We start from the raw sequence: 25,604 nt of genomic DNA on the forward strand, positions 1-25,604 counted from the left end.
TTTCCCGCGACAGCGGGTTGCGGCCGTGTTTTCTCGCTGAGACCAGCACCGGAACCAGGGATCGTCATGAGCTTGTACACAGACTACCTAGCTGAAATCGAAACGCGCAAAGCGGAAGGCCTGCATCCCAAGCCCATCGATGATGGCGCGCTGGTCGGCGAGCTGATCGCACAGATCGAAGATGCCGGGAACGAGTACCGGAAGGATTCGCTCGAGTTCTTCATCTACAACACCCTGCCCGGCACGACGAGCGCCGCAGGCGTCAAGGCCGCCTTCCTGAAGAAGATCATCCTGGGCGAGTCCGTCGTCCCGGAAATTACCCCGGCCTTCGCCTTCGAGCTGCTGTCGCACATGAAGGGCGGCCCGTCGGTCGCGGTGCTGCTGGATCTGGCGCTCGGCGAGGATGCCGGGATCGCGGCGCAGGCCGGCGACGTGCTGAAGACCCAGGTCTTCCTCTACGACGCCGACATGGCCAGCCTGAAGGCCGCCTTCGAGGCCGGCAACGCGGTCGCCAAGGACATCCTGGAAAGCTATGCGAAGGCCGAGTTCTTCACCAAGCTTCCCGAGGTCGAGGACGAGATCAAGGTCGTCACCTACATCGCCGCGGAAGGCGACATCTCCACCGACCTGCTGTCGCCGGGCAACCAGGCGCATTCGCGCTCGGACCGCGAGCTGCACGGCAAGTGCATGATCTCCCCCGAGGCGCAGAAGGAAATCCAGGAGCTGCAGGCGCAGCACCCGGACAAGCGCGTCATGCTGATCGCCGAGAAGGGCACCATGGGCGTGGGCTCGTCGCGGATGTCGGGCGTGAACAACGTCGCGCTCTGGACCGGCAAGCCGACCAGCCCCTACGTTCCCTTCGTGAACTACGCGCCGGTCGTCGCGGGCACCAATGGCATCTCGCCGATCTTCCTGACCACCGTGGGCGTCACCGGCGGCATCGGCCTCGACCTGAAGAACTGGGTCAAGAAGCTCGACGCAGACGGCAAGCCGCTGCTGAACAACGAGGGCAACCCGATCCTCGAGCAGAAATACTCGGTCGCCACCGGCACCGTCCTGTCCATCGACACCAAGGGCAAGAAGCTGAAGTCGGAAGAAGGCGAAGAGCTCGCCGATGTCGCTTCCGCCTTCACGCCCCAGAAGGTCGAATTCATGAAGGCGGGCTCGTCCTATGCCATCGTCTTCGGCAAGAAGCTGCAGACCTTCGCCGCCGAGACGCTGGGCGTCGAGCCGACCCCGGTCTTCGCGCCGAACAAGGAAGTCACCGCCGAGGGCCAGGGCCTGACCGCGGTCGAGAAGATCTTCAACCGCAACGCGCTCGGCGTGCCGAAGGGCAAGGTCCTCTACGCCGGCTCGGATGTCCGCGTGAAGGTGAACATCGTCGGTTCGCAGGACACCACCGGCCTGATGACCGCGCAGGAGCTGGAGGCCATGGCGGCCACCGTGATCTCCTCCACCGTGGACGCGGCCTACCAGTCGGGCTGCCACACCGCGTCGGTCTGGGACAAGAAGGCCCAGGCGAACATCCCGAAGCTCATGTCCTTCATGAACAACTTCGGCGTGGTGACCGCGCGTGATCCGAAGGGCCAGTATCACTCGATGACCGACGTGATCCACAAGGTGCTCAATGACATCACCGTGGACGACTGGGACGTCATCGTGGGCGGCGACAGCCACACCCGCATGTCGAAGGGCGTCGCCTTCGGCGCCGACTCCGGCACCGTGGCGCTGGCGCTGGCGACCGGCGAGGCGACCATGCCGATCCCCGAGTCCGTGAAGGTCACCTTCAAGGGCAAGATGAAGGACTACATGGACTTCCGCGACGTGGTCCACGCCACCCAGGCACAGATGCTGGCGCAGCACGGCGACAACGTCTTCCAGGGACGGATCATCGAGGTCCATATCGGCACGCTGCTGGCCGACCAGGCCTTCACCTTCACCGACTGGACCGCGGAGATGAAGGCCAAGGCCTCCATCTGCATCTCCAACGACGAGACGCTGATCGGCTCGCTGGAGCTGGCCAAGCACCGCATCCAGGTGATGATCGACAAGGGCATGGACAACGAGGCAGGCACGCTCGCGGGCCTGATCGCCAAGGCCGACAAGCGCATCGCCGAGATCAAGTCGGGCGAGAAGCCCGCGCTGAAGCCGGATGCCAACGCCAAGTACTTCGCCGAAGTCGTCGTCGATCTCGACCTGATCGACGAGCCGATGATCGCGGACCCGGACGTCAACAACGCCGATCCGTCGCGCCGCTACACCCACGACACCATCCGTCCGATCTCCTACTACGGCTCGGAGAAGAAGGTGGACCTGGGCTTCGTCGGCTCCTGCATGGTGCACAAGGGCGACATGAAGATCGTCGCCCAGATGCTGAAGAACCTGGAAAAGGCGAACGGCAAGGTCGAGTTCAAGGCGCCCCTCGTGGTTGCCGCGCCGACCTACAACATCATCGACGAACTGAAGGAAGAGGGCGACTGGGAAATCCTCCAGAAGTACTCGGGCTTCGAGTTCGACGACCTGTTCCCCAAGACCCAGAACCGCACCGAGTACGAGAACATCCTCTATCTCGAGCGTCCCGGCTGCAACCTCTGCATGGGCAACCAGGAGAAGGCCGCGAAGGGCGACACCGTGCTGGCGACCTCGACCCGCCTGTTCCAGGGCCGCGTCGTGGAAGACAGCGCCGAGAAGAAGGGCGAGTCGCTGCTGGCTTCGACCCCGGTCGTGGTGCTGTCGGCCATCCTCGGCCGCACGCCGTCGGCGGACGAGTACAAGGCCGCGGTCGAAGGCATCGACCTGACCAAGTTCGCGCCGCCGACCGCAGCGCCCGCGGCGTCGGATTCGGTGCATTTCTGACCGGACGGGCTCCGGCCCTGCGGGCCTGCGGGCCCGGGCCGCAATGACATCGAAGGGGCAGCGCCGGAAACCGGCGCTGCCCCTTCTGCATCCGGGCGGCCGCGGCACGGCCGCCATCCGGCCGCCGGAAACCGGATCGCGCACCTTCATTCCCTCAGGGGAGGCCCCCGTGCAGCACCGCGTGCAGGGATGCCGGGCGGCTCCTCCCTTCCCTTGCAGCCTAGGCCAGCAGGAAGCTGTCGCTGCCGAGTTCCGCCAGGGTGACATCCACCAGATAGACGACATCCCCGCCATTGCCGCCGAGCGACTGCAGGTCGAGCTTGACCGCCCAGCCCTGGTCGTCGAGCGCCGACAGGACGGAGGTCCAGTCCGTGGCGAAGGACCTCAGGTCGACCAGATCCAGCCCGGCCTCGAAATCGTGGATGTAGTCCGTGCCCCGGCCCGTGGCGAAGACGAAGCGGTCGCTGCTGCCGTCCGGACCGTAGGAGCCGCCCCACAGGTGGTCGGTTCCCGTCCCGCCGTCCAGCACGTCCTCGCCGCTGCCGCCGATCAGGTGGTCGGCGCCGCTGCCGCCGTTCAGGGTGTCGTCCCCGCCCTGTCCGAAAATGCGGTCGGCGCCGCCGCCGCCATAGAGCCGGTCATCGCCGTCATCGCCGTAGAGCGTGTCGTTGCCGCCCTGGCCCTTGATCACGTCGCCCCAATGCGACCCGTCGATCACCTCCGAGGCGCTGGTGCCGACATCCGGGCTGGCCGGAACGAAGGTGGCCGAGGTCAGCGCCTCGTTGCGGTCCGGATCGCTCTCCAGCTCGTAGACGCGGACATAGTCGATGCTGAGCCCGTCGGAGAAATCCGTCGTCGCGTCCGGGTCATCGGCCCAGCCGCCGACCGCGAGGTTGATGATCAGGTACATCTCCTCGGTCACCGTGTTCTCCGCCTCGCGGATCATCGTGCCGTCATAGTACCACTGCACCGTGTCCGTATCCCAAAACAGGCCATAGGTGTGGAACCCGTCGCCCGCGCCGGTGACGGTCACCGCCTCGGCATCCGGCGTGCCATCGGTCCACAGGTTGGTGTGCAGCGTGTCGGCATCCTCTCCGAGGATCTCGAAGATGTCGATCTCGGCGGACCAGTCGCCGTCCGCGGGCAGCAGCCAGAAGGCGCTCCAGAACCCGGTCTGGTCGGGCACGTCGGCGCTGATCTCGATATAGCCCGAGGAGGCGGAGAAGCTCAGCTCGGTCGAGATCATGCCCGAGGCGTACTCCATCCCGTCGGCCAGAAGCTGCTGCGACGCGTCAAGCTCGGCGGCATTGATCGTCAGCACGCCCTGGCTGAGGGTGAAGATGCCCGGAAAGGCCGACATGTCGGGATCGGCATAGTATTGCAGCTCGCCGTTCGAGGCGATCGTCCGGGTGTCGTCGAGATGCGGCGAGAACGAGGTCGTCCAGATGCCGCCGCTGCCGAAGCCGGTCCAGAACGAGACCGAGGAGCCGTTGAACTCGTCGGCGAAGGTCAGGACGTAGGTCTCGCCGCCGATCGAAATGCTCAGCGGCGGGTCCGACAGGACCATCGCGTAGACGGCGGAGAGCGGAGCCAGCTCCGCCGCCGCAGCGGCCAGAACCGGCGAGGCCGCCGCGGCCGTGGCCGAGGCCGCGCCATCGGCAGGCACCGCGTCAGAAGCGGAGGCAGGGAGGGGGCCGAAATAGATCGCGCGCGAGGCGGCAAGGAGGGCGTCGAGCGCCTCAGGACTGGCATAGGTCATCGGAGTACTTCCCGGGAGGTTACGGTAACAAGGCACCGCACATTACTACTCCATGGCGATTCGCCATCACGAATTTGCGCGCGGGAGTAAAGTTTCCGCAGGGTGCGCAGCGCGGGCCACAGCGGGCTGCGTCACTCTCCGTAGCCGCGGGACAGCACCGCATCGACATGGCGCAGGGCGCTTTCCAGTGCGCCGCGCCAGAACGGCCAGTCATGCCCGCCCTCGGTCACGCGGAACCGGTGCTTCACCCCGGCATCGCGCAGCGCGACATGCAGCGCGGCGGTGGCCTCGAAGAAGGGATCGTCCGCACCGATGTCGAAATAGAGCCGCGGAACGCGCCGGAAGCGCGCCGCCTCCGCCCCCGCCGCCAAGGTCGCCGGCAGGAGCGCCTGCCAGGCCGAGTTGATCCGGTCCGCTCCCTCCAACCCGGAGCCCAGCACGCCGCCGTAGCGGCTTTCGTATCCCTCGGGCGACAGCGCCAGCAGCTGGCCTTCCGTGCGGAAGGCGGAGCTCAGCGCGGCAGCCCCGGCAAAGCTGTCCGGCGCGCGCAGCTGGTAGACCGCCGCCGCCACCCCGCCCATCGAGATGCCCAGCAGCGCGCGGGCGTCGCCGCTGCCGATCGCGCGGTGCCGGGTCTCCACCGCCGGGATGAAATCCGCGAAGAACATCGTCTCCCAGCGGGTGCCGCCGTCGCGGTCGTCGAGGAAATAGGTCGCCACATCGTTCAGCGCGTCGCGCCGCCCGTCGGGGGCCACGGCAATCAGCGGCCGGATCTCGCCCGCCGCAATCATCCGGTCGAGCAGATGGTCGATCCCGGCCAGGGTGAACCAGTCCGACGGCTGGCCGGTCCCGCCGCCATGGAGCAGGTAGAGCACCGGATAGTCCCGGCTGTCCGCGCCGTAGCCGGGCGGCAGGTAGAGCGCGTAGCGGACCGGCCGGTCCAGCGTGGCGCTGGCGATGACGTTGTCGAAGCGCACCTCGGCCCGCGCGGCGGGTGCCAGCGAAAGCGCGGCGAGCCAGGTGCAGAGCAGCTGCCGGATCATCGCCCTCCCCTCAGAAGCTCAGCCGGTAGGACAGGGTGATGCTGCCCCCCAGGAGGCCCGGCCCGTGCGAGCGGTCGTCGTTCCAGGGCAGGCGGTTGTTGCTGTAGTTGGCATAGCTGACCTGGACCTTCTCGGTGACCTGGTAGCTGGCAGTGTAGGAATAGTCCGGGCTCCAGGCCTCGTGCACCCGCGGCGGGTAGGCATATCCGGTCACGCCGACGCGCAGCTTTTCGGTCAGCGCCATGTTGCAGCCGAGAGAGCCCGAGGCATCGCCGGGATCGGGCAGGCCGAAGCCGAAGGAGCAGGAAGCCACGCGGATCTCGTCGAAGCGGATCTTCGGCAGCGCCAGATAGGCGCGCAGGTTGCCGTCCATCAGGCTGGGCATGTAATAGGCGCCGACCGCGGCGAAGCGGGCCGAGTAGTTCGAATAGTCGAGCAGCAGGAAATCCGTCACCCGCCAGGACAGCGCATAGGTGTAGTCGGGGTCCCAGGGCGCCTGCTGGTGCTGGATCGGATAGTAGATGTAGGCGGCCCGCAGCGAAATGCGCTCGGCCAGCCGCGCCGAACAGCCGAGGCTGAAGCGGAGCTTGCCGTATTCGGTGCTCTGGTCGTCATGGTCGGAATACTGCAGCGTCGTGCCGCTGCTGACCGAGCAGGACAGCCGGAACCGCTCGGCCAGGCTCATGCGCTCTTCCGCAGGCTCAGCCGAAGCCGCCGCGGCCTGCGCGGGCGCAGCCGCCGGAGCGGGGCGCTGCGCGGTGGCGCCGGAGCGTGGTGCCGCCGCCGCGGGAGCCGGCGCAGCGGCAGCCGTCCCGGAAGCCGCGGCAGCCGCAGTCCCCGGGCGGCAGGCAGACGCATCGAAGATGTCGTTGACGATGCAGCCGCCGGACGGTCCCGAAGAGGCCGCGGCCGCCGTCACCGTCGCGCCCGGCGCGGGCTCCGCCCCTGCTCTTGCAGGAACCGGGGCGGCGCCCGTTGCGGCCGGGGCGGCAGGAACGGCACGGGCGGCGGGCGCCCCGGTCCCGGCCAGGATCCAGCGGGCGAGATAGCGGGCCAGGCCGAGTCCGTCGGGCGCCTCGGGCAGCGCGGGCTTCGGCGCGCCGGTGGCGGGAATGCTCTCGACGATGCTGTCGCCCTGGATGATGTCGCAGGACACTCCGGCCGTGCATTTCAGGATGTACTCCGCCGCCGCGCGGGAAGTGTCGGGCACCACCACCGCCGATCCGTCCGGGAACAGCCGGTAGGCCCAGCCGGGCACGGCGCCCTGCTGGGAGCGCGACCAGGCCAGCGCGTTCGGCGTGTCCTCGAGGATCTCCTCGGCCCCGGGCACCGCCGGGTCGAGCGTGTCGACGAAATCCTCGCCCGGCAGCCGCTGCCACCAGTCCGGCATCGGCGCGGCGGCCTGCGCCAGGATCAGCGGCGCCGCCATCGGCGCCTGCGGCTTCGCAGACCCGGCCGGATCGGCGGCGGCGGCGGCTTCCGCCGCAAGCGCGCCGAAGCAGCAGGCGGCCGAAAGGCCCAGGGCTTTCCAGAAAGGCTGCATCCCGGTCACTCCCCGCACAGGCTGCCGCGGAGCGCCGCGGCGGCCTCCGCCGGCGCCATCTGCGCCGCATCCGCGCCGAGCGCCTGCTGCAGCGCGCGGCGCGTGCGCGCGCCCATCATCCCGTCTGCCGGACCCGGATCGTATCCCGCGAAGAGCAGCAGCCGCTGCAGCGTCTGCACCTCCGTTCCGCCCGCTGCGACCGCATCGGCCGCGCAGGTGCCGGAGGCCGCGCCCCCTTCCTCGACCCGCGCGCCCGCAGCGGTGGCCAGACCGGCGCTGGAATCGAGGATGCGCCCGGCATCGGTGACCCCCGCGCCCGGCGGCAGGCCGATCGGCGCCTGCGGATCGTCCGAGGCCAGCTCCGTGCCGGTGACATCCTCGCCCAGCAGGCAGCGTCCCAGCATGTCGGCCACCGGCTTCGCAGCCGGAGGCACCGGACCGGCCGGGCGCTGCTCGCAGCTGCCGGCAGCGGCATTGCACAGCACCACCAGGCGCCAGTCCGCCAGGTCGAAGCCCGGCGCGACGATGGCGGTGAGATCGCTGGACAGCTGGTAGACGAAGCCCGCGATCCGGCCTTCCTGCCAGAGCCCGGGATAGCGCGCCGTCGGCACGTCCCGGAACCGCTGCACGGCATTGACCGCCCCGGGCAGGGGCCGGTCGAAGGCGGCCCCCACGCAGGGGATCTCCTGCGCCGCCGCAGCCGCGGGCAGCGCCGCGAAGGCCATCAGCGCAGCCGTCCTCATTCGCCGGCCACCCGCATCAGCGGGCCGTAGGCCTTGAAGGCCAGCGCGGCCAGGACGACGGCATTGGTGTTGGCCGTGGTCGAGCTGTTCACCTCGCCGGTTTCCTCGTAGATCCCCTCGGGCCAGCCCTTTTCCGGGTCGGCCGTCTCCGAGATCGCCTCGACCAGAGCGGCGGTGTATTTCGTGCCGAAGAGCGCGTCCCAGCCGAAGGCCGCCTTGGTCGCGACGGTCCGGCGGCTGTCGATCCGCTCGCCCTGGAAGGTCATCACCGCCCAGGGCTCGCCGCCGCCCCAGACCGTCGAATAGGCGAAATAAGGCTCTTCGCTCAGATGGGTCTCGGTCACGGCGGTCAGCTCGCGGGTCTCGTCGTAGCGTTCCTTCTGCGCCCGGTAGATCGCCGTGGCGAAGCGCTGGGAGCGCGCGTCGAAGCCGAATTCCAGCCCGTCGAACAGGTAGGGCTCGCTGACCACGAAGGCCGGGGTCTTGCCGCGGTGCAGGCGGGTGTCGACCGGGATCGGCTGGCCCTCGACGGTCTGCACCATCAGGTTCTCCTCGACCTCGTAGGCCTTGTAGACGTCGTAGCCGAACAGCATCATCGCCTTGGCGGCATACTGCTCGTAGCCGACCCGGCCCTCCTGGTTCTCGCGGACCTCGCCGGCCACGACATTGGTGCCGACCAGCTCGCCGTCCTGCACCATCTCGCCGAGCGACCACGTGCCCATCAGCGTCTCGACTTCCGTTGCAAGCTCCGGGTGGCGGCGCTCGATAAGCCCCAGTGCCGAGACGATGCGCGCCACGTCGAGCGCCGACCAGCCGAGCCCCAGCTCGGACGGCCGGTTGCCGTAGTCGACCATCTCCAGCGTGCGGGTGTGGTAGGCCTTGTTCGGCAGCGTGTCCTGGAACAGCCGCAGCGTCAGCAGGCTGCCCAGCAGCTTGGAGAGCCGCGCCTGCGCCTCGGCGGTTTCGATCACGCCCAGGCGTTCGGCCGAGAGGATGGCGATGATGTAGGAGCCGGTTTCCCACATGGTGGTGGAGGGATACTTGTCGACCGAATTCGCCAGGCCGGTTTCCTCGATCGTGTTGTTGGCGAAATAGGTCCAGGCGATGCGCGCCGCCTCCATGTCCTCCGGCGTGCTCTCGCCGCGGATGGCCAAGGGCAGCGGCTCGATCCGGTCGAATGCCTGCATGGCCACGGAGCCCCCCTGCATGGTCGCCACTTCGGGCGGATTGCCGAATGTCTCGAGCCAGAGCACGAGCGCGAGGCCGGCGGCAAGCCCCACGAGAAACACGATATGCCCCCGCGCGCGGGTCAGGTTCTTGCGGAAGCTCATCGGCGCTTCTCCTCTTCGGTCTCTTCCGGCGGCTGCCAGACCGCAGCCAGGATGATGCCCGCCATCGCGGCACAGTTGTTGAGGCCCCATAGGGCATTGGTGACCACGCCGGTCAGCGTGTGCGGCGTGTCCGCGAACAGCACCGCGGCGATCCCCCAGACCACTCCGGCGGCGGTCAGGACCAGCACGGCCAGCTGCGGGCGCACGAGCTTCAGGAAATTCCCGGACTGCCGGTCCTTCGGCGTCACCGGGAAGGAGATCTTCTGCCCGCGCAGCACGGTCCAGATGGCGCGCAGCCCGAGCGGGAAGAAGGACAGGTAGCTGGCCTTGGCCGCATAGCCGGAGACGCCCCAGGTTCCGACCATCATCGCCAGCTCCAGCGCGATCAGGAACGGGACGACATGGACGAAGAAGTCCCCGGTATAGGCCGAGACCGGCGCAACGCCCGAGAACAGGTAGATCACCGGCGCGAACAGGAAGACGATGTTCCACAGCGCGCCGAGATAGGAATAGAAGGTCGCGCCGTACATCAGCCGCTGCGGCAGGGTCAGCCCGCGCCGGAACATGGCGTTGTCGTTGAACAGGATGTCGAGGCTGCCGCCGGCATATTTGAACCGCTGGATGGTCCAGGTCAGGAAATCCTGCGGCGACAGCATCTTGGACTCGACATAAGGGTGCTGGTACGACTTCCAGCCGCGCTCTCGGTCGGAATGCAGCACGATCGAGGTGTAGATGTCCTCGGAGACGTGGAAGCGGTAGGGCGTCAGCACGACCTCGGTCACCGCCTCGGTGCGGATCGCCTCCATCAGCGCGGGATTGACCCGGCGCTCGCGGCTTTCCAGGGTGATCTCCTCTTCCGCGGCGATGACCCGGCGCTCCACAAGGTCGCCGAAGCTGCGCAGCGCCGCCTCCATCACCGCCTCGCGCCGGTGGATGGACCCTGCCCCGCAGCAGAAGGAGGCATTGGCCCGGTTCCGCCGCCGCTGGATGACGTCGTAGAACATCTGCGGATCGTTGACATAGGGGTCCTCGCCAAGCCGGATCTCGCCCAGAACGCGCTCGATCCCGCGGCCGATCCGTCCCCCTGCCCGGCCGAAGCGCCGCGCCAGCCGGTCCGCCAGCCGCTCGCCCTCGGGCAGGTCGTAGAACCATTGCGGGGTCTGGACCCAGGCCATCTTGGGATCGCGGAAATAGCCCATCGTGCGCGCCAGGAAGGTCGGGAAGGGCCGCGTGTCGGCATCGCAGATCACGATGAAATCGCCCGAAGTGCGCTCCATCGCGTTGCGCAGGTTGCCCGCCTTGAAGCCCTCGTTGCTGGTGCGGGTGATGTAGCCCGCGCCCTCCTCCTCGGCGACGGCGCGCATCTCGGGCCGCTTGCCGTCGTCGAGCACGTGGATCTTGACGTCGATCGGATGCGGATAGTCGAGCTTCGCCGCATCCTGCAGCCCGAGCCGCACCAGCTCGGGGTCCTCGTTGTAGGTCGCGAACAGGATGTCGATGCTGATCGGGCGGCCCTGATCTGGCGCGGCCGGATCGACATCCCCGATCAGCGCGGGCGGCTCGGCGATCTCGGGCGCCTGGTCCTTCCAGAGATTGTAGACGAAAAGGATCAGCCCGAGATAGGCCGCGGTCTCCGACAGGACCAGCGGAAGGGCGAACCACATCGCGTCATGGTTCAGCGAATGCAGCCAGCGCCAGCCGACATACCAGGCCCCGACCACCAGCGAGATCGTGGCGAGGAACTGCCAGAGCAGCTCGCGCAGCGGCGAATAGGGCAGCGGCTCGGGCGGGAGGCGGTGCTCGAAAGCGCGGAAATAGTCGTCCATGGTCGTCTCAGCCCTTTCCCGCCGCTTGCAGTTCGCGCCATTTCCATGGCGCCGGACCCAGTCCGATGGTCCAGGCCAGCGGCCGCGTCCGCTGCAGAAGGACGGCGCAGCCGAAGGCTGCGGGCAGCACCACCGCGATGCGCAGCAGGACGAGGATCGTCGGCGACATCAGCTTCGACAGGCCGGTCGTGAAGACCGCCACGTCATAGAGATCGACGAAGATCGGGTGCACCAGGTAGACGCCGAACGTGTAGGCGGCGGCCTTGCTCCAGCGCGGCGACCAGTCGAGGAACTGTCCGCCCATGAAGATGCAGAACATGAAGAGCGGCATGAGGAAGTGGCCGAAATAGTCCCAGCCGGTGCGCACGCCCCAGCGGCCCTCGAACAGCGCCGTGCCGAGATAGGGCATGGTGGCGATATAGGCCATCGAGGCGAAGTAGAAGGCGCCCCGCCGGATCAGCTTGGACTCCCCCCTCGGCAGCCCGTCGCGCCACAGCGAATAGAGCGCGAAGGCCGCCAGGCCGTAGCCGACATAGCCCCAGACCTTGGTGATCCGGACCAGGTAGGCGCGGGTCAGCGGGTCGATGTCCAGCGTCCAGAAATAGCGCTGCACGTGATCCATCGCCCCCAGCGTGGCGAACAGCATGATGCCGAGCACCGGATAGCGCATGGCGATCCGCATCACCGGGAAGAACAGGAAGATGGCGAAGAGCGTCGGCAGGAAATGCATGTGGTACTGCGACCGGCCAAGCAGGAAGTAGGACACCCAGGTCTTCGCCTCGGCGAGGCTGTCCAGGTATTGCGGCCCGTAGCCGAAGACATCGGCCTTCAGGATGCGGAAGAAGGCGTAGAACACCGTCCAGAAGGCGAAGGGCACCAGCAGGCGCTCCGCCTGGGTGGCGATGGCCGAGCGGTAGGTCGGACGCGTGCGGTCGACCCGCATCGCCATCAGGAAGAGCGAGAAGAAGAAGAACATCTCCGAGCCCGAGAATTCCGCGACCGAGCGCAGGAAGACCGGCACGAAGCGCTCGCCCGGCGTCACGTCCGGAAACGGGCGCCCGGCGAAATCCGTCGTGGTGTGGATAAGCACGACGCCGATGGCGGCGCAGACGCGGTTGGCGTCGAACCAGACGAGACGGCTTGATCCGGCGTTCATGGCTGCCCCCAGGGTGCGCGGCACTGCTGCGGAAGGACGATGCGCGGCGCGGGGGCGGCGAAGCTCTGTTCCTCGGGGCGGCAGTCCGTCGCCGAGATGCCGGTTTCGCGCTGGAGCGGGCGGCAGTAGCGGAATTCCTCCCACGGCACGGCGGGCTGCAGTTCCGGCAGGTCTCCGCAGGCGCAGCAGGGGGCCTCCACCAGCATCGGCTGCGGCATGCACTTGTTGGCGCGCACGTCGGTGCCGGTATAGGCCATGTCCCAGTAGCTCGTGTTCTCGTTGAGGAACTTCAGGATCGGGCCCTCGGCCTTGTAGAGCAGCGCGGCGAGGATGATGCCGTTGTTGTTCGCCGTCTGCAGCGGGATGTAGCCGTTGCCGTTCTCGTAGAGGCCCTCGTAGAAGCCGCCGTCCTCCTGCGAGAGATCGGCGACGGTCTCGAACAGCAGGTCGGTATAGGGCACGTCCCACAGCGCCCACATGCCGATCGCGGCCTTCGAGGCCACCGCGGCCCGGTCGGGCTGGTAGACGTCGCTGGGATCGAGCGTGTTCCAGGGATAGCCGTCGGCGAAGATCGAGTCGTAGACGAAGTACGGCTTGCCCTCGACCTGGTGCTCGGAGCGCGCGGTGATGACGCCGGTCGCCTCGAAGCGGCGCTGCTGCACCAGGAAGATCCGGTGGGCGAATTCGGCCCGCCAGCCCTGCGAGGCGACGCCCGGCCCGTCGCGGTCATTGACCGGCAGGTCCCATCCCAGCTCCAGCCCGTCGAGCAGGTAGCTTTCGGTCAGAACGTAGTTCTGGTTGTGGAACACCCGCGGATCGCGGCCGTCATAGGGCACCATGACATCGTAGATCTCGGTGTAGTCGAGCGGCGCGGGATTCATCGCCTCGGCGACGTTGAACCCCCAGAGCGCGAAGCCCTTGGCGGCATATTCCTCGTAGCCCAGCCGGCCCTCCTGCACGTAGCTGGTCTCGCCGTTGCCGCGGACGATGGAGCCGAAGAGGCGGCCGTCATCCTGCACGATGTTGCAGTAGTTCCAGCGCAGCGGAACGTTGTCCACGCTGTTGGCGAGATAGGGATAGTGTTCCTTGAGGATGCGCAGCCAGACCAGCATCCGGCCCATGTCGAGCACCGAGAAGCCCACTTCGCCCGGCTGGTTGGCGTAGTTCACCTTGGCGCCGGTCTTGGTGTTGTAGACCTTGTTCGGCGCCTCGCCGCGGAACAGGTCGAGATTGCGCAGCGTGCGCAGCAGCCTGGTCGCGCGGGTGTCGAACTCGCGCTTGTCGACGATGCCCAGCTCATGCGCCGAGACCAGCCCGCTGATGTAGGACGCGGTGTCCCAGAGCGTGGTCGACGGATAGGAGCCGACCGCGTTCACCAGCCCGGTCTCCGGCTGGTAGTATTTCTCGAAATAGCTCCAGGCGGTGCGGGCCATCTCCATCTCGCGCGGCGTCAGCTCGCCATGCCGCCCGAAATAGGCGGTGACGCCCTCCTGCTCGCGCGGCGGCAGCAGCTCGGAAAAGCCGAGCGTTCCGGCCGAGGCGGGCGGAACCGTCTGGCCGGGGCTTTGCTGGGACAGGGCAGGCTCCGGCCCGATGCCGAGGGCGAAGGCGGTCGAAAGGGCCAGGGCGGAAAGATGGAAACGGCTGGTACTCATGCCATTGCTCCGGAAGGTACTAAACTAGGGGTTTGGCTCTCCGCGCCGAGCAGCCCGAGCAGCTCGTTGCGGAACAGCCGGATATCGCCGGTCACGTCCGCCAGTTCCGACGGGGCGTCCCTGCGGGCATCGGAGAGGTCTTCCAGTCGGCGGCAGCGCGCAGCAAGGTCTTCGCAACCCAGCGTTCCGGCGATGCCGACCATCGAATGCAGCGCGCGGCGGCGGATTTCGCTGGGCGCCTCGGTTCCGGCGTCGGGCACGTCCGCCTCGAGAATGCCGAGATGCCGGTCGAAATCCGACACCGCGGCAGTCAGCATGGTCGGCACGACATCCGCGCCGAAATCTTCGGTCAGCTCCGAGATCCGCCCGCGAAGCCGCGCGGCCTCGGGGAAGCTGCCATCGCCGGCGGCCGCCGCTTCGTCCGGCACCGCCGCCGGCTGGCTGGGCTCGAAGACCGTGGTCTCGATCTCCCGCCCGCCGGCGCGCGCCTCGGCATAGCCCTTCCACTTGTGGAGCATCTGGGCCACTTCGAACAGGATGACGGGCTTGCACAGAACGTCGTCGAACCCGTCCGCCAGGAAGGAGTCGTGCAGGTCCTGCGAGGCATGGGCGGTCACGGCGATGATCGGGATATCGGCAATTTCGCCGCCCAGGGCGCGGATCGCGCGGGTGGCAGAGGTCCCGTCCATGACCGGCATGGACAGGTCCATGAAGATCAGGTCGTAGCTGTATTTCTGCACCGCCTCCACCGCCTCGGCCCCGTTCAGAACCATGTCGGACTTCTGCCCCAGCCGCTCCAGCTTGATGCGGGCCACCAGCTGGTTGGTGCTGTTGTCCTCGACGACGAGGATCCGCATCCGCGGCAGGTCGATCGCGATTTCCTCTGCCTGTTCCTTGACGACGGGTTCGGCGGCGGACAGGGGGAGGTCCATCCAGAAGGACGAGCCGGCGCCCTCCTTGCTGCGGAAGGACATGGTGCCGCCCATCAGTTCTGCGAGCTGCAGGCTGATCGCCAGCCCGAGCCCGGTGCCGCCGAAGCGGTGCGAATAGGAGGCGCCGAGCTGCTCGAACCGTCCGAACACCTTCGCCTGGTGCTGCTCGGGAATGCCGGTGCCGGTATCGGTCACGCAGAATCTCAGCCGCAGCTCCTCGCCCTCGCCCTCGCCCGGCTCCAGCCGCTCGACGGTCAGCATGACGCTGCCGCGGGCGGTGAACTTGACGGCGTTGCTGACGAGGTTCGCCAGCACCTGGCGCACCCGGCCGGAATCCGCAAGCAGCCACGGCGGGACGTCCTCGTCGACATGGCTGTCGAGCAGGATGCCCTTTTCCTGCGCCCGCACCGCATTGAGATGGATGACGCTGCGCACGACCGACTGGAGCTCGAACGGCTCGGGATTGCACTCGAGCTTGCCTGCCTCGATCTTCGAGGCGTCGAGAATGTCGTTCAGGATCACCAGCAGCGAATTCGCGCTGGAGCGCGCCACGCGCAGCCGTTCGAGCTGCTGCGGCGCCAGGCCGCTGTCCTCGAGCGCGCCCAGCATGCCGAGCACGCCGTTCATCGGCGTGCGCAGCTCGTGGCTGATCACCGCAAGGAACTCGCTCTTGGCAGCATTCGCCTTCTCGGCAGCTTCGACCGCCTCCTGCAGCGCCTGCTCGCGCTCGACATGCTCGGAGATGTCCCGCACGGTGGAGACCATCCGGACCGGATTGCCGTTCTCGTCGGCAAGGAGTTCGGACAGCGCCTCGATCTGCAGCACCCGGCCGTCCCGCGCCCGCACCTTGTAGAAGATCTCGCGCCGGGCGTATTTTCCGGTGCGCCGCGAGGTCTCCAGCGCGATCCGCTCGCTCTCGACCACGCTGGCCTCGTATTCGGGCAGCAGCATGCCCTGGAACTCCGCGCCGGTCATCCGGCCGCCCGGCTCCAGCGCGAGCAGCCGCGCATATTCGTCGGACCAGTCGACCACGTCGCGCCGGAAGTCCCAGCGCACGGTGCCGATCCGCGCGATGCGCTGCGCCTCGCGCAGGTGGCGCGTCACCGTCGCCAGCGCCCGGCTGCGCCGCCGCTGCCAAACCGTCTGGATGGCCAGGACCACCACGGCCATGACCAGCGCGATGACCAGGATGGAATAGTGCGGACCGTCCTCGATCATGCCGGTGCTTCCCTCCGGAACAGCAGTTCCAGCCGGTTGCGGCCTTCGCTCGGCTCGTAGACCAGATCGTCGCTGCAGAACCGGATCAGCGGCAGGCCGCGGCCGCTCTCGGCCATCAGGTCAACCTCGTCGAGCTCGGCCACGTCGTCGTAGAGATCCGCCGGCATCTGCTCGCCTGCATCGACGATCTCGACGCGGACGCCGTCCTCGCTGATCGCCGCGGACACGCGGATCTTCTCGCCCCGCTCGGCCGAACTCCCGTGGTTCACGGCATTCGCCAGCGCTTCGGTCACGGCGATTTCCATCGCCGAAAGCTTGTCCTCGGAAACGGCTCCTTCCAGCGAAGCCTTCAGGGTCACGACGAGCTGGTCAATTTCCTCCAGCTTCGCGGACATTTCCAGGACGATTGCCATCACACGCGTTCCTTTATCGCTGCGATCGCGGCATTGGCGTCGCTGTACGAGCTGAAGACGCGGTCCATGCGGGTGATCTTGAACATCTGCTGCACGCCGCTGGACAGGCTGCAGACGACGATCTCGCCGCGGTTGCCCAGGCGCTTGAGCAGGCCAACCATCGCGCCGATCCCCGAGGAATCGAGGAAGGACACGTCGGACAGGTCGATCACCAGCTTGTCCTGCTTCTGGTCGATCAGCGCGAGCACCTCTTCCTTGAACGCCGTCGCGTTCGCCGCCGTGAGCCGCTCGACGGCCGGATTCACGACGCAGATGCCATATTCGTCATGCAGGCGGGTCTTGATCATTGTTTCGGTGTCCTTTCACAGACAAGAACGGTGAGGTCGTCATCCAGCGTGCGGCCGCCGCGCCAGCGCTCCAGCGCGGACACGACGCCGTCGGGAATGGTCTCGGGCGCGGCAGCGGCCTCTGCGAGGGCCGCCTTCACCCGCATCTCGTCGAAGGGCTCGCCGAAGCGGTTCTCCGCCTCCATGGCGCCGTCCGAACACAGCACGAGGAACTCGTCCGCGGCAAAGGAGGTGACGGAGGTCTCGAAGGGCACGCCCGCCAGCAGCGCGACCGGAAAGCCGCCCGTGCCCACCTGGCGCACCGAGCCGCCGCGCGTCAGCATGTAGGGCGAGGGATACCCCGCCTGGCAGTAGTGCAGCCGGTCCGCGCCATGCTCGATCATCCCGCAGAACATGGTGAAGTACTCGGTGCCGTCCTCGCGGTAGAACCGGTCGCTCAGGACGCTGACCAAGGCGGCGGGATCGGGATGTCCGGCACCATCGAAGGAATGCGCCCGGAACAGCTCGGAGGTCAGCAAGTGCCCCAGCGCCACGGACATCAGCGAGGCATGCACCCCGTGCCCGGCGACGTCGATCGCGTAGAAGGCGGTGAACCCCTCGCAGATGCGGTAGTAGCCGAACATGTCGCCCGACAGGATGTTGGACGGCTTGAAAGCGGAATGGAACTTGCAGCCCGCGACGTCCTTGTGGGCCGGGGGCAGCAGACGGCGCTGCGCATCGGCGGCGGCGCGCAGGTCGTCCTCGATCCGCTCCTTCGCCCGCGCCAGCACCGCGCTGCGCTGTAGCAGCAGCTGTTCGTGGCGCAGCAGGCGGTCGGCGGAGCGGATCCGCGCGGTCAGGCTGGCCGTGTCGACCGGCTTTCCCATGAAGTCGTCGACCCCGGCCTCCAGCGCGCGCTCGCGCTGCAGCCGCTGGTTCTGGCCGGTGACCATGAGGATGTGGACATAGCCGTCGCCGGGTTCCTCGCGGATCTGGCGGGCCAGTTCGTAGCCGTTGAGACCGGGCATATCGAGGTCGCAGACCAGGATCTTGGCGGAAATCCTGCGGAGCAGCTCCAGCGCCTGGCAGCCGTCCAGCGCCTCGTGCGGCTCGTGCCCGAGCTTCCTGAGAATTGCCGAGATATACGCCCGCTGCACCGCGTCATCATCCGCAACGACGACTTTCAGCGGCGCTGAATCGAACTCAGGCCGGGACTCGGCTGGATACTCGTACATGTGTCACCACCTGATCCCCCAAAACTCAAAAGCCGTATCAGCAAGAGATCTTAACGATTGTTTCCATTTTATTTATATTCTGACAGGGCCGTGACTCAAAATGATTTTTCGCGGACGGGGCCGATACAGTTTCCGCTATCTGACCGGGTTTGCGGGGTTTTTTGCTTCAATTCGATGGTTTGGCCATCTGAAACATCGAAATCGCAACGGCGGCTTGGGCGCTAATGTCGCAAAGGATTTCTCCTTCCGGTTTTATTCCAATTCCGGAACAATCGCGCCGCGGTAGCGAAAGCGCCGGGACGCGGGGTCCGAAGCGAAGGCCAGGCCTGCCCCAACGGCATGCGGCTTGATTCCGATTCTGCGAGACGGCCCGGAAACTGGCGGCAGACGCCCGTGCCCCGCCCTGCATTCGGCTCCCGCCGCCACGGACCTCGGGTCCCGCCTCCGCCAAATCCCGTGTTCGCCGAATGTCCGGACGCCTGCGCGGGCCACAGCCGCCAAAACTGCACATTTTATGTGCATGTTCTCCCCCGAGGGGCCCGGATTCGAGAGAATCCGCAGAACCTGTTTGACCACATGTATGCACCTGTACGTTATAGGTGCAGGACAGGAGACGACATGCCCCCACCCGCCGCAGAAACCAAGTCGGAACGCATCGCGAGGCTGCTCGAGGCCGAGATCCGCTCGGGGGCGCTGCATGACGGCGCCGCGCTGTCGAGCGAGAGCGCCCTCGTGGCCCGCTTTTCCGTGTCCCGCGCAACAATCCGCAAGGGACTGAGTTTACTTGCGGAAAAAGGTCTCATCCGGACCAAGGTCGGGCTCGGATCCTTCGTCACCTATGGCGGTGCCGTGATCGACGGCGGCCCCGGATGGAGCGTCGCGCTCTCGGGCGGCGAGGCGCGCCTGGGCGCGCGCATCCTGCGCATCTCGCGCATCGCCATGGATCTGGAGCTGCCGCAGATGCCCGCGGGCGCCGACGTCCTGGCCGTGGACCGGCTGCGTTTCCGCGAGGAGACCGGACAGGGCCTGACACTCGAGCGCGCCCGCGTGCCCTGGCGCGCGGATTTCACGCCGGTGCTGGAAGCAGGGCTGGAGCAGGGCTCGCTCAACCGGACGCTGGCTGCGCGCGGCCTGGTCCCGGCTTCGGGCGAGGAACGCGCCAATGTCCTGCTGTCGCTCGGGGCGGAAGATGCGGCCGTGATGGGCCGCCGCGCGGGGGAGCCGATGCTGCGGCTGCGCCGCCTCACCCGCGATGCCGATGGCGGCATCGTCGAATATGTCGAAAGCCTGCTCGATCCGGCGGTCTTCGGCCTGCACGTGGAATTCTGAAGATGACCGACACCTCCCCCCATGCCCGCGCGCTTGCCGCCCTGACCGGACTGGCCACCGGCGACGCGCTCGGCATGCCGGCCCAGACCCTGCCGCGCGAGACGATCCGCGCCCGCTACGGCCGCATCGCCGATTTCGCGGCGCCGTTCGAGGGGCATCCGGTCTCGCATGGCCTGGAGGCCGCACAGGTCACCGACGATACCGAGCAGGCGCTGCTGCTGGCACGGCGGCTGATCGCCGACCCCGAGGGCTTCGACGACCGCGGCTGGGCGCAGGACCTGCTGGACTGGGAGGCGGAGATCCGCGCCAAGGGGCTTTCGGACCTTCTGGGCCCCTCCTCGCGCCGCGCCATCGACGCGCTGCTGGCAGGGGCATCGCCGGAAGAGACCGGCAAGGGCGGCACCACCAACGGCGCGGCGATGCGGATCGCGCCCGTCGGCATCATGACTCCGCCCGATCCGGCGCTGATCTGCCGGAATGTCGCCCGCACCTGCCGGGTGACCCACAATACCGGCGAAGCCATCGCCGCCGCGTCGGCCGTCGCCATGGCGGTGAGCTGCGGCGTTGCGGGCATGAGTTTCGAGGAGGCGCTCGATCCTGCGCTGGCGGCCGCGCGGCTGGGCCAGACCATGGGCGGCGCCACCGGCGAGCCCGACATGGCCGGACGCATCGCTGCGGCGCTGGACCTGGCGGAAGCCGGCCGCGAGGACGCTCTGGTCGCGGGCATCGGCACCTCGGTGGCCAGCCGGGAAAGCGTCGCCTGCGCCTTCGGCCTGCTGCGGCTGGCCGGGGACGACCTGTGGCAGGCGCTGCTGGCCGCGGCCAATATCGGCGACGACACCGACACGATCGGCGCGATCGCCGGCGCCATCGGCGGCGCCACAGGCGGCACCCTGCCCGAGGCCGCCGTCGCCCGGGTCCGCGCCGCCAACGACCTGCCCCTGGAAGAGATCGCCGGGGGCCTCCTGGCTCTGCGCGCACGGGCGGAGGTGCAGGCCTGATGGGCGCGCTGCTGCAGATGACCGGCCCGGTGCTGGACCTCGTCTACAAGGTCCGCGCCCTGCCCCGCCGCGGCGAAGAGGCGGTGGTGACCGGCTTCTCGGCCTGTCCCGGCGGCGGTTTCAACGCGCTGGCCGCGGCCCGCGCCGCGGGGATGGAGGCGCGCCTCGGCGGGTCGCTCGGCACCGGCCCGATGGCCTCGGTGATCGCGGCGCAGCTAGCCGTGCTCGGCATCGCCTGCGCACGCCCGCCGGTCGCGGACCATGACCAGGGCTGCTGCACCGTCCTGCTGGAACCGGACGGCGAGCGCAGCTTCGTCGGATTTCCCGGCGCCGAGGGCGAGATCGCGGCCGGGGCGCTGGCCGCCATCGACCTTGCGGGCGTCTCCTGGGTGATGGTTTCGGGCTATTCGCTGCATTACGCGAATGCCCGCGACGCGCTTGCCGACTGGCTTGCCCGCCTGCCGCAGGGCATCCGCCTGCTCTTCGACCCCTCGCCGGTCGCGGCAGAACTGCCGGAGACCCTGCTGGCGCCCGTCATGGCACGCGCCGACTGGATTAGCGCCAATGCCGCCGAGGCCGCCGTGCTGACCGGGCTGCGGGACCCGGAGGCCGCCGCGCCTGCGCTGGCGGAGGGCCGCGAAGGCGCAGTGGTGCGCCGCGGCGCCGATGGCTGCCTGCTGGCCGCCGCCGGAACGCTCCGCCCCATTCCCGGCCAGCCGGTCGCGCCGCTCGACACCAACGGCGCGGGCGACTGCCATATCGGCAGCTTCATCGCCGAGTTCGACCGCACCGGCGATCCGCTTGCTGCGGCACGCTACGCCAATGTCGCGGCCGCGCTTTCCACGACGCGCGAGGGCCCGGCGACGCCGCCGGCCCGCGACGAGGTGCTGGGCCTGATGCCCGGCTGACACGAGACCAACGAGCGGGCCGCCAAGGCCCCGGGACATTCCGACAAGGAGACCATCATGAAATCCGCCTTCCTTCTTTCCCTCTCGGCTGCGGCGCTGGCCGCCTCCGGCGCGCTGGCCGACGAGATCCGCGTCCTGAACTGGCAGGGCTACGGCACCGACCTGGACTGGTCGCTCAAGGCCTTCGAAGAGGCCACCGGCAACACGGTCGTGCATGAATACTTCAACTCCGAGCAGGAGATGCTGACCAAGCTGCGCACCAATCCCGGCGCCTATGACGTCGTCCTGGTGAACGCGATCTACAACCCGCAGGCCACCGAAGAGGGCCTGCTGGCGCCGGTCGACACCTCCGCGCTGGAGAACTATGCCGGCATCCCCGCCGAGTTCGCGCAGAGCGACCTGGTGACCGAGGGCGGCGAGGTCTACGGCGTGCCGTGGACCTGGGGCGTGACCTCCTTTGCCGTGAATACCCAGGTCTTCGACCCGGCGCCCGGCACTCTGGAAGTGCTGTGGGACCCGGCCCATGCCGGCCGCGTCTCGATCCGCGACGACGCCGTCGAGGCGATGCAGATCGGCGCGCTGGCGACCGGCCAGGGCATCAACGACATCCAGGACCTCGATGCCGTGCAGGCCAAGCTCGAGGCGCTGATGCCGCAGGTCCGCACCTTCTGGGGCAGCGAGAACGACTGGAACCAGTTCATGGCAGCGGGCGAATTCGACGTGGCGACCTACTGGTCGGGCTCGGCGGCGCGCTCCGCCGCGATGGGGCTGCCGGTGGAATTCGTCGTGCCGAAGGAAGGCGCCATCGGCTGGCTCGACAGCCTGGCAATCCCGGCCACCTCCGAACACAAGGAGGCCGCCGCGCAGTTCATCGACTGGATGATCGACCCGGAATTCTACGTCAAATGGGATGCCGAGGGCGCGCCCGCCTCGGCCAATGCCGAAGCCGCCGCAGCGCTGGACGAGACCGCCTTCAACCGCCGCGTCCTTGGCGATCCGGAGGTGGCCGCACGCGTCCAGTTCCAGACCCCGGTCGATGACGGAACCCGGCAGAAATACCTGGAAATCTGGCAGGCGCTGAAGGCGGCCCAGTAACCCCGGCACAGGCAACGCACGGAAAGGGAGGCCCGGCATGGCAGACCTCGTCACCCCGGCGGAGCGCAGGCGGCTCTACACGCTGCTCTCCCCGGCCTATCTCTGGCTCATGGTCGCGGTCTTCCTGCCGCTCTCGGCCATGCTGTTCTTCAGCTTCCTGACCGACATGCCCCAGGACGCCCCGGATTGGGGCGTCACGCTGGGAAACTACGCGGAGTTCCTGTCGAACCCGACCTACGGGACGCTGATGGCGAAATCGCTGAAGCTCGCCGTCACCGTCACGCTGTTCTGCATCCTGATCGGCTATCCCTGCGCGCTGGTGCTGGCCAAGTCGATCAAGGGCCGGGCGCGCGAGGCGCTGTTCCTGATGGTCATCCTGCCCTTCTGGTCAAACTCGCTGGTGCGCATCTTCTCCTGGGCGATCGTGCTCAGGGGCAACGGCGTGCTGGAACGCGCGATCAACTGGGTGCTGCCCTTCGACGTGCGGCTGAACCTGATGTTCACCACCGACGCGGTGGTGATCGGGCTGGTGCACAGCTACCTGCCCTACGTGATCCTGACCTCGTACCTGGCGCTGCAGGCGGTCGATGACGACCTGATCGACGCGGCCCGCTCGATGGGCGCCTCGAAGCTGACCATCCTGCGCCGCATCCTGCTGCCCCTGTCGCTGCCCGGCCTGCTGGCGGGCGCGGTGCTGGTCTTCGTCCCGGTGGTCGGGTCCTTCATGGAGCCGCGCATCCTCGGCGGCCGCATGGGCACCTATTACGGCACCGTGATCGAGGACCAGTTCGTCGCCGTCTACAACTGGCCGCTCGGCGCGGCGCTGTCCTTCATCCTGCTCGCCGTGGTCATCGTGATCCTGGCCGCCGCGAGCCCCGTGCTGAAAAGGGCGCAGACATGACCCGCTCCCCGCTCGTGCTCATCGGCAAGATCTGGCTCGCGCTGATCCTGGTCTTCCTCTACGCGCCGATCCTCGTGATGGCGGCGATGTCCTTCAACGCCTCGCCCTTCTACCAGCTGCCCTTCCAGTTCTCGACCGACTGGTACGCCAAGATGGCCGGGAACCAGCAGATCATCGCGGCCGCCATCCGGTCCGTCCTGATCGCCTGCGCCACCACCGCGATCGCCACCGTGCTGGGCACCGCCGCCTCGGTCGCGCTCTTCCGCTACGACTTCCCCGGCAAGCGCATCCTGCAGGTGCTGCTGTTCCCGCCGATCGCGATCCCGTGGCTGATCACCGGCACGGCGATGCTGGTCTTCTTCTTCGCCATCGGCATCGGCCGCGGCACGCCTGCCGTGCTCATCGGCCATGTCGCGCTGGCGCTGCCCTACGTGATCGTCACCGTCTCGGCGCGGCTATCCAGCTTCGACGTCACGCTGGAGGAGGCCGCGCGCTCGATGGGCGCCAATGCCTGGACCGTGCTCAGCCGCGTCACCCTGCCCTGGATCGCCCCGGGGATCGTCGCGGGCGCGCTCTTCGCCTTCGCGGTCAGCTTCGACCAGTTCGTGGTCAGCTACTTCCTGTCCGAGCCTGGCGACAGCACCCTGCCGGTGCTGATCTACACCGCGATCCGCAAGGGCTTCACCCCGGAGATCAACGCGATCTCCACCATCATCGTCACCGTCTCCATGGCGGTCATGTTCCTCGCCGCCCGCTTTTCCAAATTCGGAGGGTCCCGCTGATGTCCCGCGTCGACGTAGCCAACGTCACCAAGAAATTCGGCCAGGCCACCGCGCTGGACGACGTGTCGATCACCTTCGAGGATGGCGGGTTCTTCGCCCTTCTCGGCCCCTCCGGCTCGGGCAAGACGACGCTCCTGCGCACCATCGCCGGGTTCTACTTCCCCGAAGCGGGCACGATCCGCATCGGCGAGCAGAATGTCGAGACCGTGCCGGTCGAGAAGCGCGACATCGGCATGATGTTCCAGAACTACGCGCTCTTCCCCAACATGTCGGTCGCCGACAACGTGGGCTTCGGCCTGCGCGTCCGCAAGGTCCCCGCGGCCGAGGAGAAGCGGCGCATCGCCGAGGCGCTGGAGCTTGTCCAGCTCGGCGCCATGGCCAACCGCAAGCCCTCGCAGCTCTCGGGCGGGCAGCGCCAGCGCGTCGCGCTCGCCCGCGCCATCGTCACCAATCCCCGCGTGCTCCTTCTCGACGAGCCGCTCTCGGCGCTCGACAAGACGCTCAGGGTCGACATGCAGATCGAGCTGAAGCGCATCCAGCGCGAGATCGGCATCACCACGATCTTCGTCACCCATGACCAGGAAGAGGCGCTGACGCTGTCGGATCGGATCGGCATCCTGAAGGACGGCCGCATCGTCCAGGCGGGCCCGCCGCGCGAGGTCTACGACCGCCCCGTCGATGCCTTTGCCGCCGGATTCCTCGGCGAGGCGAACTGGCTGCCGGAGGCCGCGCTGGCCGGGCTGTCCCTGCCCGTCACGGCGGCGGGCCGCCGCTTCGCCACCCGCCCCGAGATGCTGTCGATCTCCGCCGAGGCGCCCGCGGACGGGCGGAACGCGGTCAAGGGCCGGCTGCAGCAGCGCGTCTTCGCCGGGGCGATGGCGACCTGCCTCGTCGAGGTGGCAGGCCAGCAGTGGAAGCTCGTCGCCCGCGACCGCGACATCCCCGAACTGCCCGGTGGCGGCGATGTCTGGCTGGCCTGGGATCCGGCCGACACGCTGGCGGTCCCGGCATGACGGACTGGCTGCTGGTCGTCGACATGCAGCCGGGCTTCGGCCATCCGGACAGCCCCTGGTGCACGCCCGGCTATGACGCAGTGGCCGGACAAACCGGCAGGCTTGTGGAAGCCTATGGCGAGCAGGTGCTCTTCACCCGCTTCCAGCCGCCCGCCGAGCCGCAGGGAGCCTGGCGGCCCTATTACGACCGCTGGCCCTTCGCCGTCGATCCGGGCCGTGCCGGCCTATGGGAACTCGATCCCCGCTGGCAGGGCCGCAGGAGCGTGACCAGCCAGCGCTTCGCCAAGTGGCGCGAGGCCGCGCCGCACCTGCCCGGCAACGCTGGGCTTGTGATCTGCGGCGTGGCCACCGATTGCTGCGTGCTGGGCACCGCGGTCGAGGCAGTCGATGACGGCAGGCATGTCCGCCTCGTCGCCGATGCCTGCGCTGCGGGAACCCCGGCGCTGCACGAGGCGGCGCTGACCGTAATGCGGGACCGCGCGCCGATGCTGGTCCTGACCGACACCGCGGCCGAACTGGCCCGGCGGGCGGGCTGACCC

Annotated in this window: 21 protein-coding genes; 9 read left to right on the forward strand and 12 right to left on the reverse strand. The window is 68.2% G+C overall.

Going from position 1 to position 25,604, the window contains the following annotated elements; all coding sequences use genetic code 11:
* The first annotated feature begins 66 nt into the window (after positions 1-66).
* Positions 67-2,856 (forward strand): bifunctional aconitate hydratase 2/2-methylisocitrate dehydratase, encoded by a 2,790-nt coding sequence (locus HCC78_RS03780; protein WP_172327402.1) that lies wholly within the window; start codon positions 67-69, stop codon positions 2,854-2,856.
* Positions 2,857-3,076: 220 nt separating this feature from the next.
* On the opposite strand, the gene HCC78_RS03785 is transcribed toward HCC78_RS03780, so the two are convergent.
* The 12 genes from HCC78_RS03785 to HCC78_RS03840 all read right to left on the reverse strand — a co-directional run bounded on the left by HCC78_RS03785 (position 3,077) and on the right by HCC78_RS03840 (position 18,036).
* Positions 3,077-4,615: a family 16 glycosylhydrolase gene (locus HCC78_RS03785; protein ID WP_172327403.1), complete on the reverse strand. Its 1,539-nt coding sequence runs from the start codon at positions 4,613-4,615 to the stop codon at positions 3,077-3,079.
* Positions 4,616-4,746: 131 nt separating this feature from the next.
* Positions 4,747-5,658: an esterase family protein gene (locus HCC78_RS03790; protein ID WP_172327404.1), complete on the reverse strand. Its 912-nt coding sequence runs from the start codon at positions 5,656-5,658 to the stop codon at positions 4,747-4,749.
* Between the two features lie 10 nt (positions 5,659-5,668).
* The gene (locus tag HCC78_RS03795) at positions 5,669-7,201 is read right to left on the reverse strand and encodes a hypothetical protein (RefSeq protein WP_172327405.1); all 1,533 of its coding nucleotides are present in this window, start codon (positions 7,199-7,201) and stop codon (positions 5,669-5,671) included.
* A gap of 5 nt (positions 7,202-7,206) precedes the next feature.
* Positions 7,207-7,944, reverse strand: coding sequence for a peptidoglycan-binding protein (locus HCC78_RS03800; protein WP_172327289.1), 738 nt, complete (start codon positions 7,942-7,944; stop codon positions 7,207-7,209).
* Positions 7,941-9,275, reverse strand: a complete 1,335-nt coding sequence (locus HCC78_RS03805; protein ID WP_172327406.1) for a DUF3131 domain-containing protein — start codon at positions 9,273-9,275, stop codon at positions 7,941-7,943. The genes HCC78_RS03800 and HCC78_RS03805 overlap by 4 nt, the downstream gene beginning before the upstream one ends.
* Positions 9,272-11,101, reverse strand: coding sequence for a glycosyltransferase (locus HCC78_RS03810; RefSeq protein ID WP_172327407.1), 1,830 nt, complete (start codon positions 11,099-11,101; stop codon positions 9,272-9,274). The genes HCC78_RS03805 and HCC78_RS03810 overlap by 4 nt, the downstream gene beginning before the upstream one ends.
* 7 nt (positions 11,102-11,108) lie before the next feature.
* Positions 11,109-12,257, reverse strand: coding sequence for an acyltransferase (locus HCC78_RS03815; protein ID WP_172327408.1), 1,149 nt, complete (start codon positions 12,255-12,257; stop codon positions 11,109-11,111).
* The gene (locus tag HCC78_RS03820) at positions 12,254-13,912 is read right to left on the reverse strand and encodes a DUF3131 domain-containing protein (protein ID WP_172327409.1); all 1,659 of its coding nucleotides are present in this window, start codon (positions 13,910-13,912) and stop codon (positions 12,254-12,256) included. The genes HCC78_RS03815 and HCC78_RS03820 overlap by 4 nt, the downstream gene beginning before the upstream one ends.
* Complete coding sequence (locus HCC78_RS03825; protein ID WP_172327410.1) at positions 13,909-16,062, reverse strand: ATP-binding protein; 2,154 nt, start codon at positions 16,060-16,062, stop codon at positions 13,909-13,911. Before HCC78_RS03825 ends, HCC78_RS03820 begins: the two co-directional genes overlap by 4 nt.
* A complete protein-coding gene (locus tag HCC78_RS03830) occupies positions 16,059-16,475 on the reverse strand; it encodes an ATP-binding protein (protein WP_172327411.1) in 417 nt (138 codons plus the stop codon). Before HCC78_RS03830 ends, HCC78_RS03825 begins: the two co-directional genes overlap by 4 nt.
* Complete coding sequence (locus tag HCC78_RS03835; RefSeq protein ID WP_172327412.1) at positions 16,475-16,822, reverse strand: STAS domain-containing protein; 348 nt, start codon at positions 16,820-16,822, stop codon at positions 16,475-16,477. The genes HCC78_RS03830 and HCC78_RS03835 overlap by 1 nt, the downstream gene beginning before the upstream one ends.
* On the reverse strand, positions 16,819-18,036 hold the full coding sequence (locus tag HCC78_RS03840; protein ID WP_172327413.1) for a PP2C family protein-serine/threonine phosphatase: 1,218 nt from the start codon (positions 18,034-18,036) through the stop codon (positions 16,819-16,821). The genes HCC78_RS03835 and HCC78_RS03840 overlap by 4 nt, the downstream gene beginning before the upstream one ends.
* Positions 18,037-18,654: 618 nt before the next feature.
* Between HCC78_RS03840 and HCC78_RS03845 the strand changes: the two genes are divergently transcribed.
* The 8 genes from HCC78_RS03845 to HCC78_RS03880 are packed head-to-tail and all read left to right on the forward strand — an operon-like array spanning position 18,655 to position 25,601.
* On the forward strand, positions 18,655-19,365 hold the full coding sequence (locus HCC78_RS03845; protein ID WP_172327414.1) for a GntR family transcriptional regulator: 711 nt from the start codon (positions 18,655-18,657) through the stop codon (positions 19,363-19,365).
* A 2-nt stretch (positions 19,366-19,367) separates the two neighbouring features.
* Positions 19,368-20,366 carry an ADP-ribosylglycohydrolase family protein gene (locus HCC78_RS03850; protein WP_172327415.1) on the forward strand — a complete coding sequence of 333 codons (999 nt, stop codon included), beginning with the start codon at positions 19,368-19,370 and terminating at the stop codon, positions 20,364-20,366.
* Positions 20,366-21,274, forward strand: a complete 909-nt coding sequence (locus HCC78_RS03855) for a PfkB family carbohydrate kinase (RefSeq protein WP_172327416.1) — start codon at positions 20,366-20,368, stop codon at positions 21,272-21,274. Before HCC78_RS03850 ends, HCC78_RS03855 begins: the two co-directional genes overlap by 1 nt.
* A gap of 57 nt (positions 21,275-21,331) precedes the next feature.
* On the forward strand, positions 21,332-22,369 hold the full coding sequence (locus tag HCC78_RS03860; RefSeq protein WP_172327417.1) for a PotD/PotF family extracellular solute-binding protein: 1,038 nt from the start codon (positions 21,332-21,334) through the stop codon (positions 22,367-22,369).
* A gap of 37 nt (positions 22,370-22,406) precedes the next feature.
* Positions 22,407-23,270 (forward strand): ABC transporter permease, encoded by an 864-nt coding sequence (locus HCC78_RS03865; RefSeq protein ID WP_172327418.1) that lies wholly within the window; start codon positions 22,407-22,409, stop codon positions 23,268-23,270.
* Positions 23,267-24,052 carry an ABC transporter permease gene (locus HCC78_RS03870; RefSeq protein ID WP_172327419.1) on the forward strand — a complete coding sequence of 262 codons (786 nt, stop codon included), beginning with the start codon at positions 23,267-23,269 and terminating at the stop codon, positions 24,050-24,052. The genes HCC78_RS03865 and HCC78_RS03870 overlap by 4 nt, the downstream gene beginning before the upstream one ends.
* Entirely contained in the window at positions 24,052-25,065 is a 1,014-nt protein-coding gene (locus HCC78_RS03875) for an ABC transporter ATP-binding protein (RefSeq protein ID WP_172327420.1), read from the forward strand. The genes HCC78_RS03870 and HCC78_RS03875 overlap by 1 nt, the downstream gene beginning before the upstream one ends.
* Complete coding sequence (locus HCC78_RS03880) at positions 25,062-25,601, forward strand: cysteine hydrolase family protein (RefSeq protein ID WP_172327421.1); 540 nt, start codon at positions 25,062-25,064, stop codon at positions 25,599-25,601. Before HCC78_RS03875 ends, HCC78_RS03880 begins: the two co-directional genes overlap by 4 nt.
* Positions 25,602-25,604: the final 3 nt, after the last annotated feature.

It is taken from the genome of Mangrovicoccus sp. HB161399, from assembly GCF_013184745.1.
Classification (GTDB): Bacteria; Pseudomonadota; Alphaproteobacteria; order Rhodobacterales; family Rhodobacteraceae; genus Mangrovicoccus.

Excerpts from the sequence above, each read along its gene's own strand:
- HCC78_RS03790 (WP_172327404.1), bottom strand. The coding sequence starts at position 5,658 with ATGATCCGGCAGCTGCTCTGCACCTGGCTCGCCGCGCTTTCGCTGGCA.
- HCC78_RS03805 (WP_172327406.1), bottom strand. The coding sequence starts at position 9,275 with ATGAGCTTCCGCAAGAACCTGACCCGCGCGCGGGGGCATATCGTGTTT.
- HCC78_RS03780 (WP_172327402.1), top strand. The coding sequence starts at position 67 with ATGAGCTTGTACACAGACTACCTAGCTGAAATCGAAACGCGCAAAGCG.
- HCC78_RS03785 (WP_172327403.1), bottom strand. The coding sequence starts at position 4,615 with ATGACCTATGCCAGTCCTGAGGCGCTCGACGCCCTCCTTGCCGCCTCG.
- HCC78_RS03845 (WP_172327414.1), top strand. The coding sequence starts at position 18,655 with ATGCCCCCACCCGCCGCAGAAACCAAGTCGGAACGCATCGCGAGGCTG.
- HCC78_RS03850 (WP_172327415.1), top strand. The coding sequence starts at position 19,368 with ATGACCGACACCTCCCCCCATGCCCGCGCGCTTGCCGCCCTGACCGGA.
- HCC78_RS03875 (WP_172327420.1), top strand. The coding sequence starts at position 24,052 with ATGTCCCGCGTCGACGTAGCCAACGTCACCAAGAAATTCGGCCAGGCC.
- HCC78_RS03840 (WP_172327413.1), bottom strand. The coding sequence starts at position 18,036 with ATGTACGAGTATCCAGCCGAGTCCCGGCCTGAGTTCGATTCAGCGCCG.
- HCC78_RS03820 (WP_172327409.1), bottom strand. The coding sequence starts at position 13,912 with ATGAGTACCAGCCGTTTCCATCTTTCCGCCCTGGCCCTTTCGACCGCC.
- HCC78_RS03835 (WP_172327412.1), bottom strand. The coding sequence starts at position 16,822 with ATGATCAAGACCCGCCTGCATGACGAATATGGCATCTGCGTCGTGAAT.
- HCC78_RS03810 (WP_172327407.1), bottom strand. The coding sequence starts at position 11,101 with ATGGACGACTATTTCCGCGCTTTCGAGCACCGCCTCCCGCCCGAGCCG.
- HCC78_RS03870 (WP_172327419.1), top strand. The coding sequence starts at position 23,267 with ATGACCCGCTCCCCGCTCGTGCTCATCGGCAAGATCTGGCTCGCGCTG.
- HCC78_RS03800 (WP_172327289.1), bottom strand. The coding sequence starts at position 7,944 with ATGAGGACGGCTGCGCTGATGGCCTTCGCGGCGCTGCCCGCGGCTGCG.
- HCC78_RS03855 (WP_172327416.1), top strand. The coding sequence starts at position 20,366 with ATGGGCGCGCTGCTGCAGATGACCGGCCCGGTGCTGGACCTCGTCTAC.
- HCC78_RS03825 (WP_172327410.1), bottom strand. The coding sequence starts at position 16,062 with ATGATCGAGGACGGTCCGCACTATTCCATCCTGGTCATCGCGCTGGTC.
- HCC78_RS03860 (WP_172327417.1), top strand. The coding sequence starts at position 21,332 with ATGAAATCCGCCTTCCTTCTTTCCCTCTCGGCTGCGGCGCTGGCCGCC.
- HCC78_RS03815 (WP_172327408.1), bottom strand. The coding sequence starts at position 12,257 with ATGAACGCCGGATCAAGCCGTCTCGTCTGGTTCGACGCCAACCGCGTC.
- HCC78_RS03830 (WP_172327411.1), bottom strand. The coding sequence starts at position 16,475 with ATGGCAATCGTCCTGGAAATGTCCGCGAAGCTGGAGGAAATTGACCAG.
- HCC78_RS03795 (WP_172327405.1), bottom strand. The coding sequence starts at position 7,201 with ATGCAGCCTTTCTGGAAAGCCCTGGGCCTTTCGGCCGCCTGCTGCTTC.
- HCC78_RS03880 (WP_172327421.1), top strand. The coding sequence starts at position 25,062 with ATGACGGACTGGCTGCTGGTCGTCGACATGCAGCCGGGCTTCGGCCAT.
- HCC78_RS03865 (WP_172327418.1), top strand. The coding sequence starts at position 22,407 with ATGGCAGACCTCGTCACCCCGGCGGAGCGCAGGCGGCTCTACACGCTG.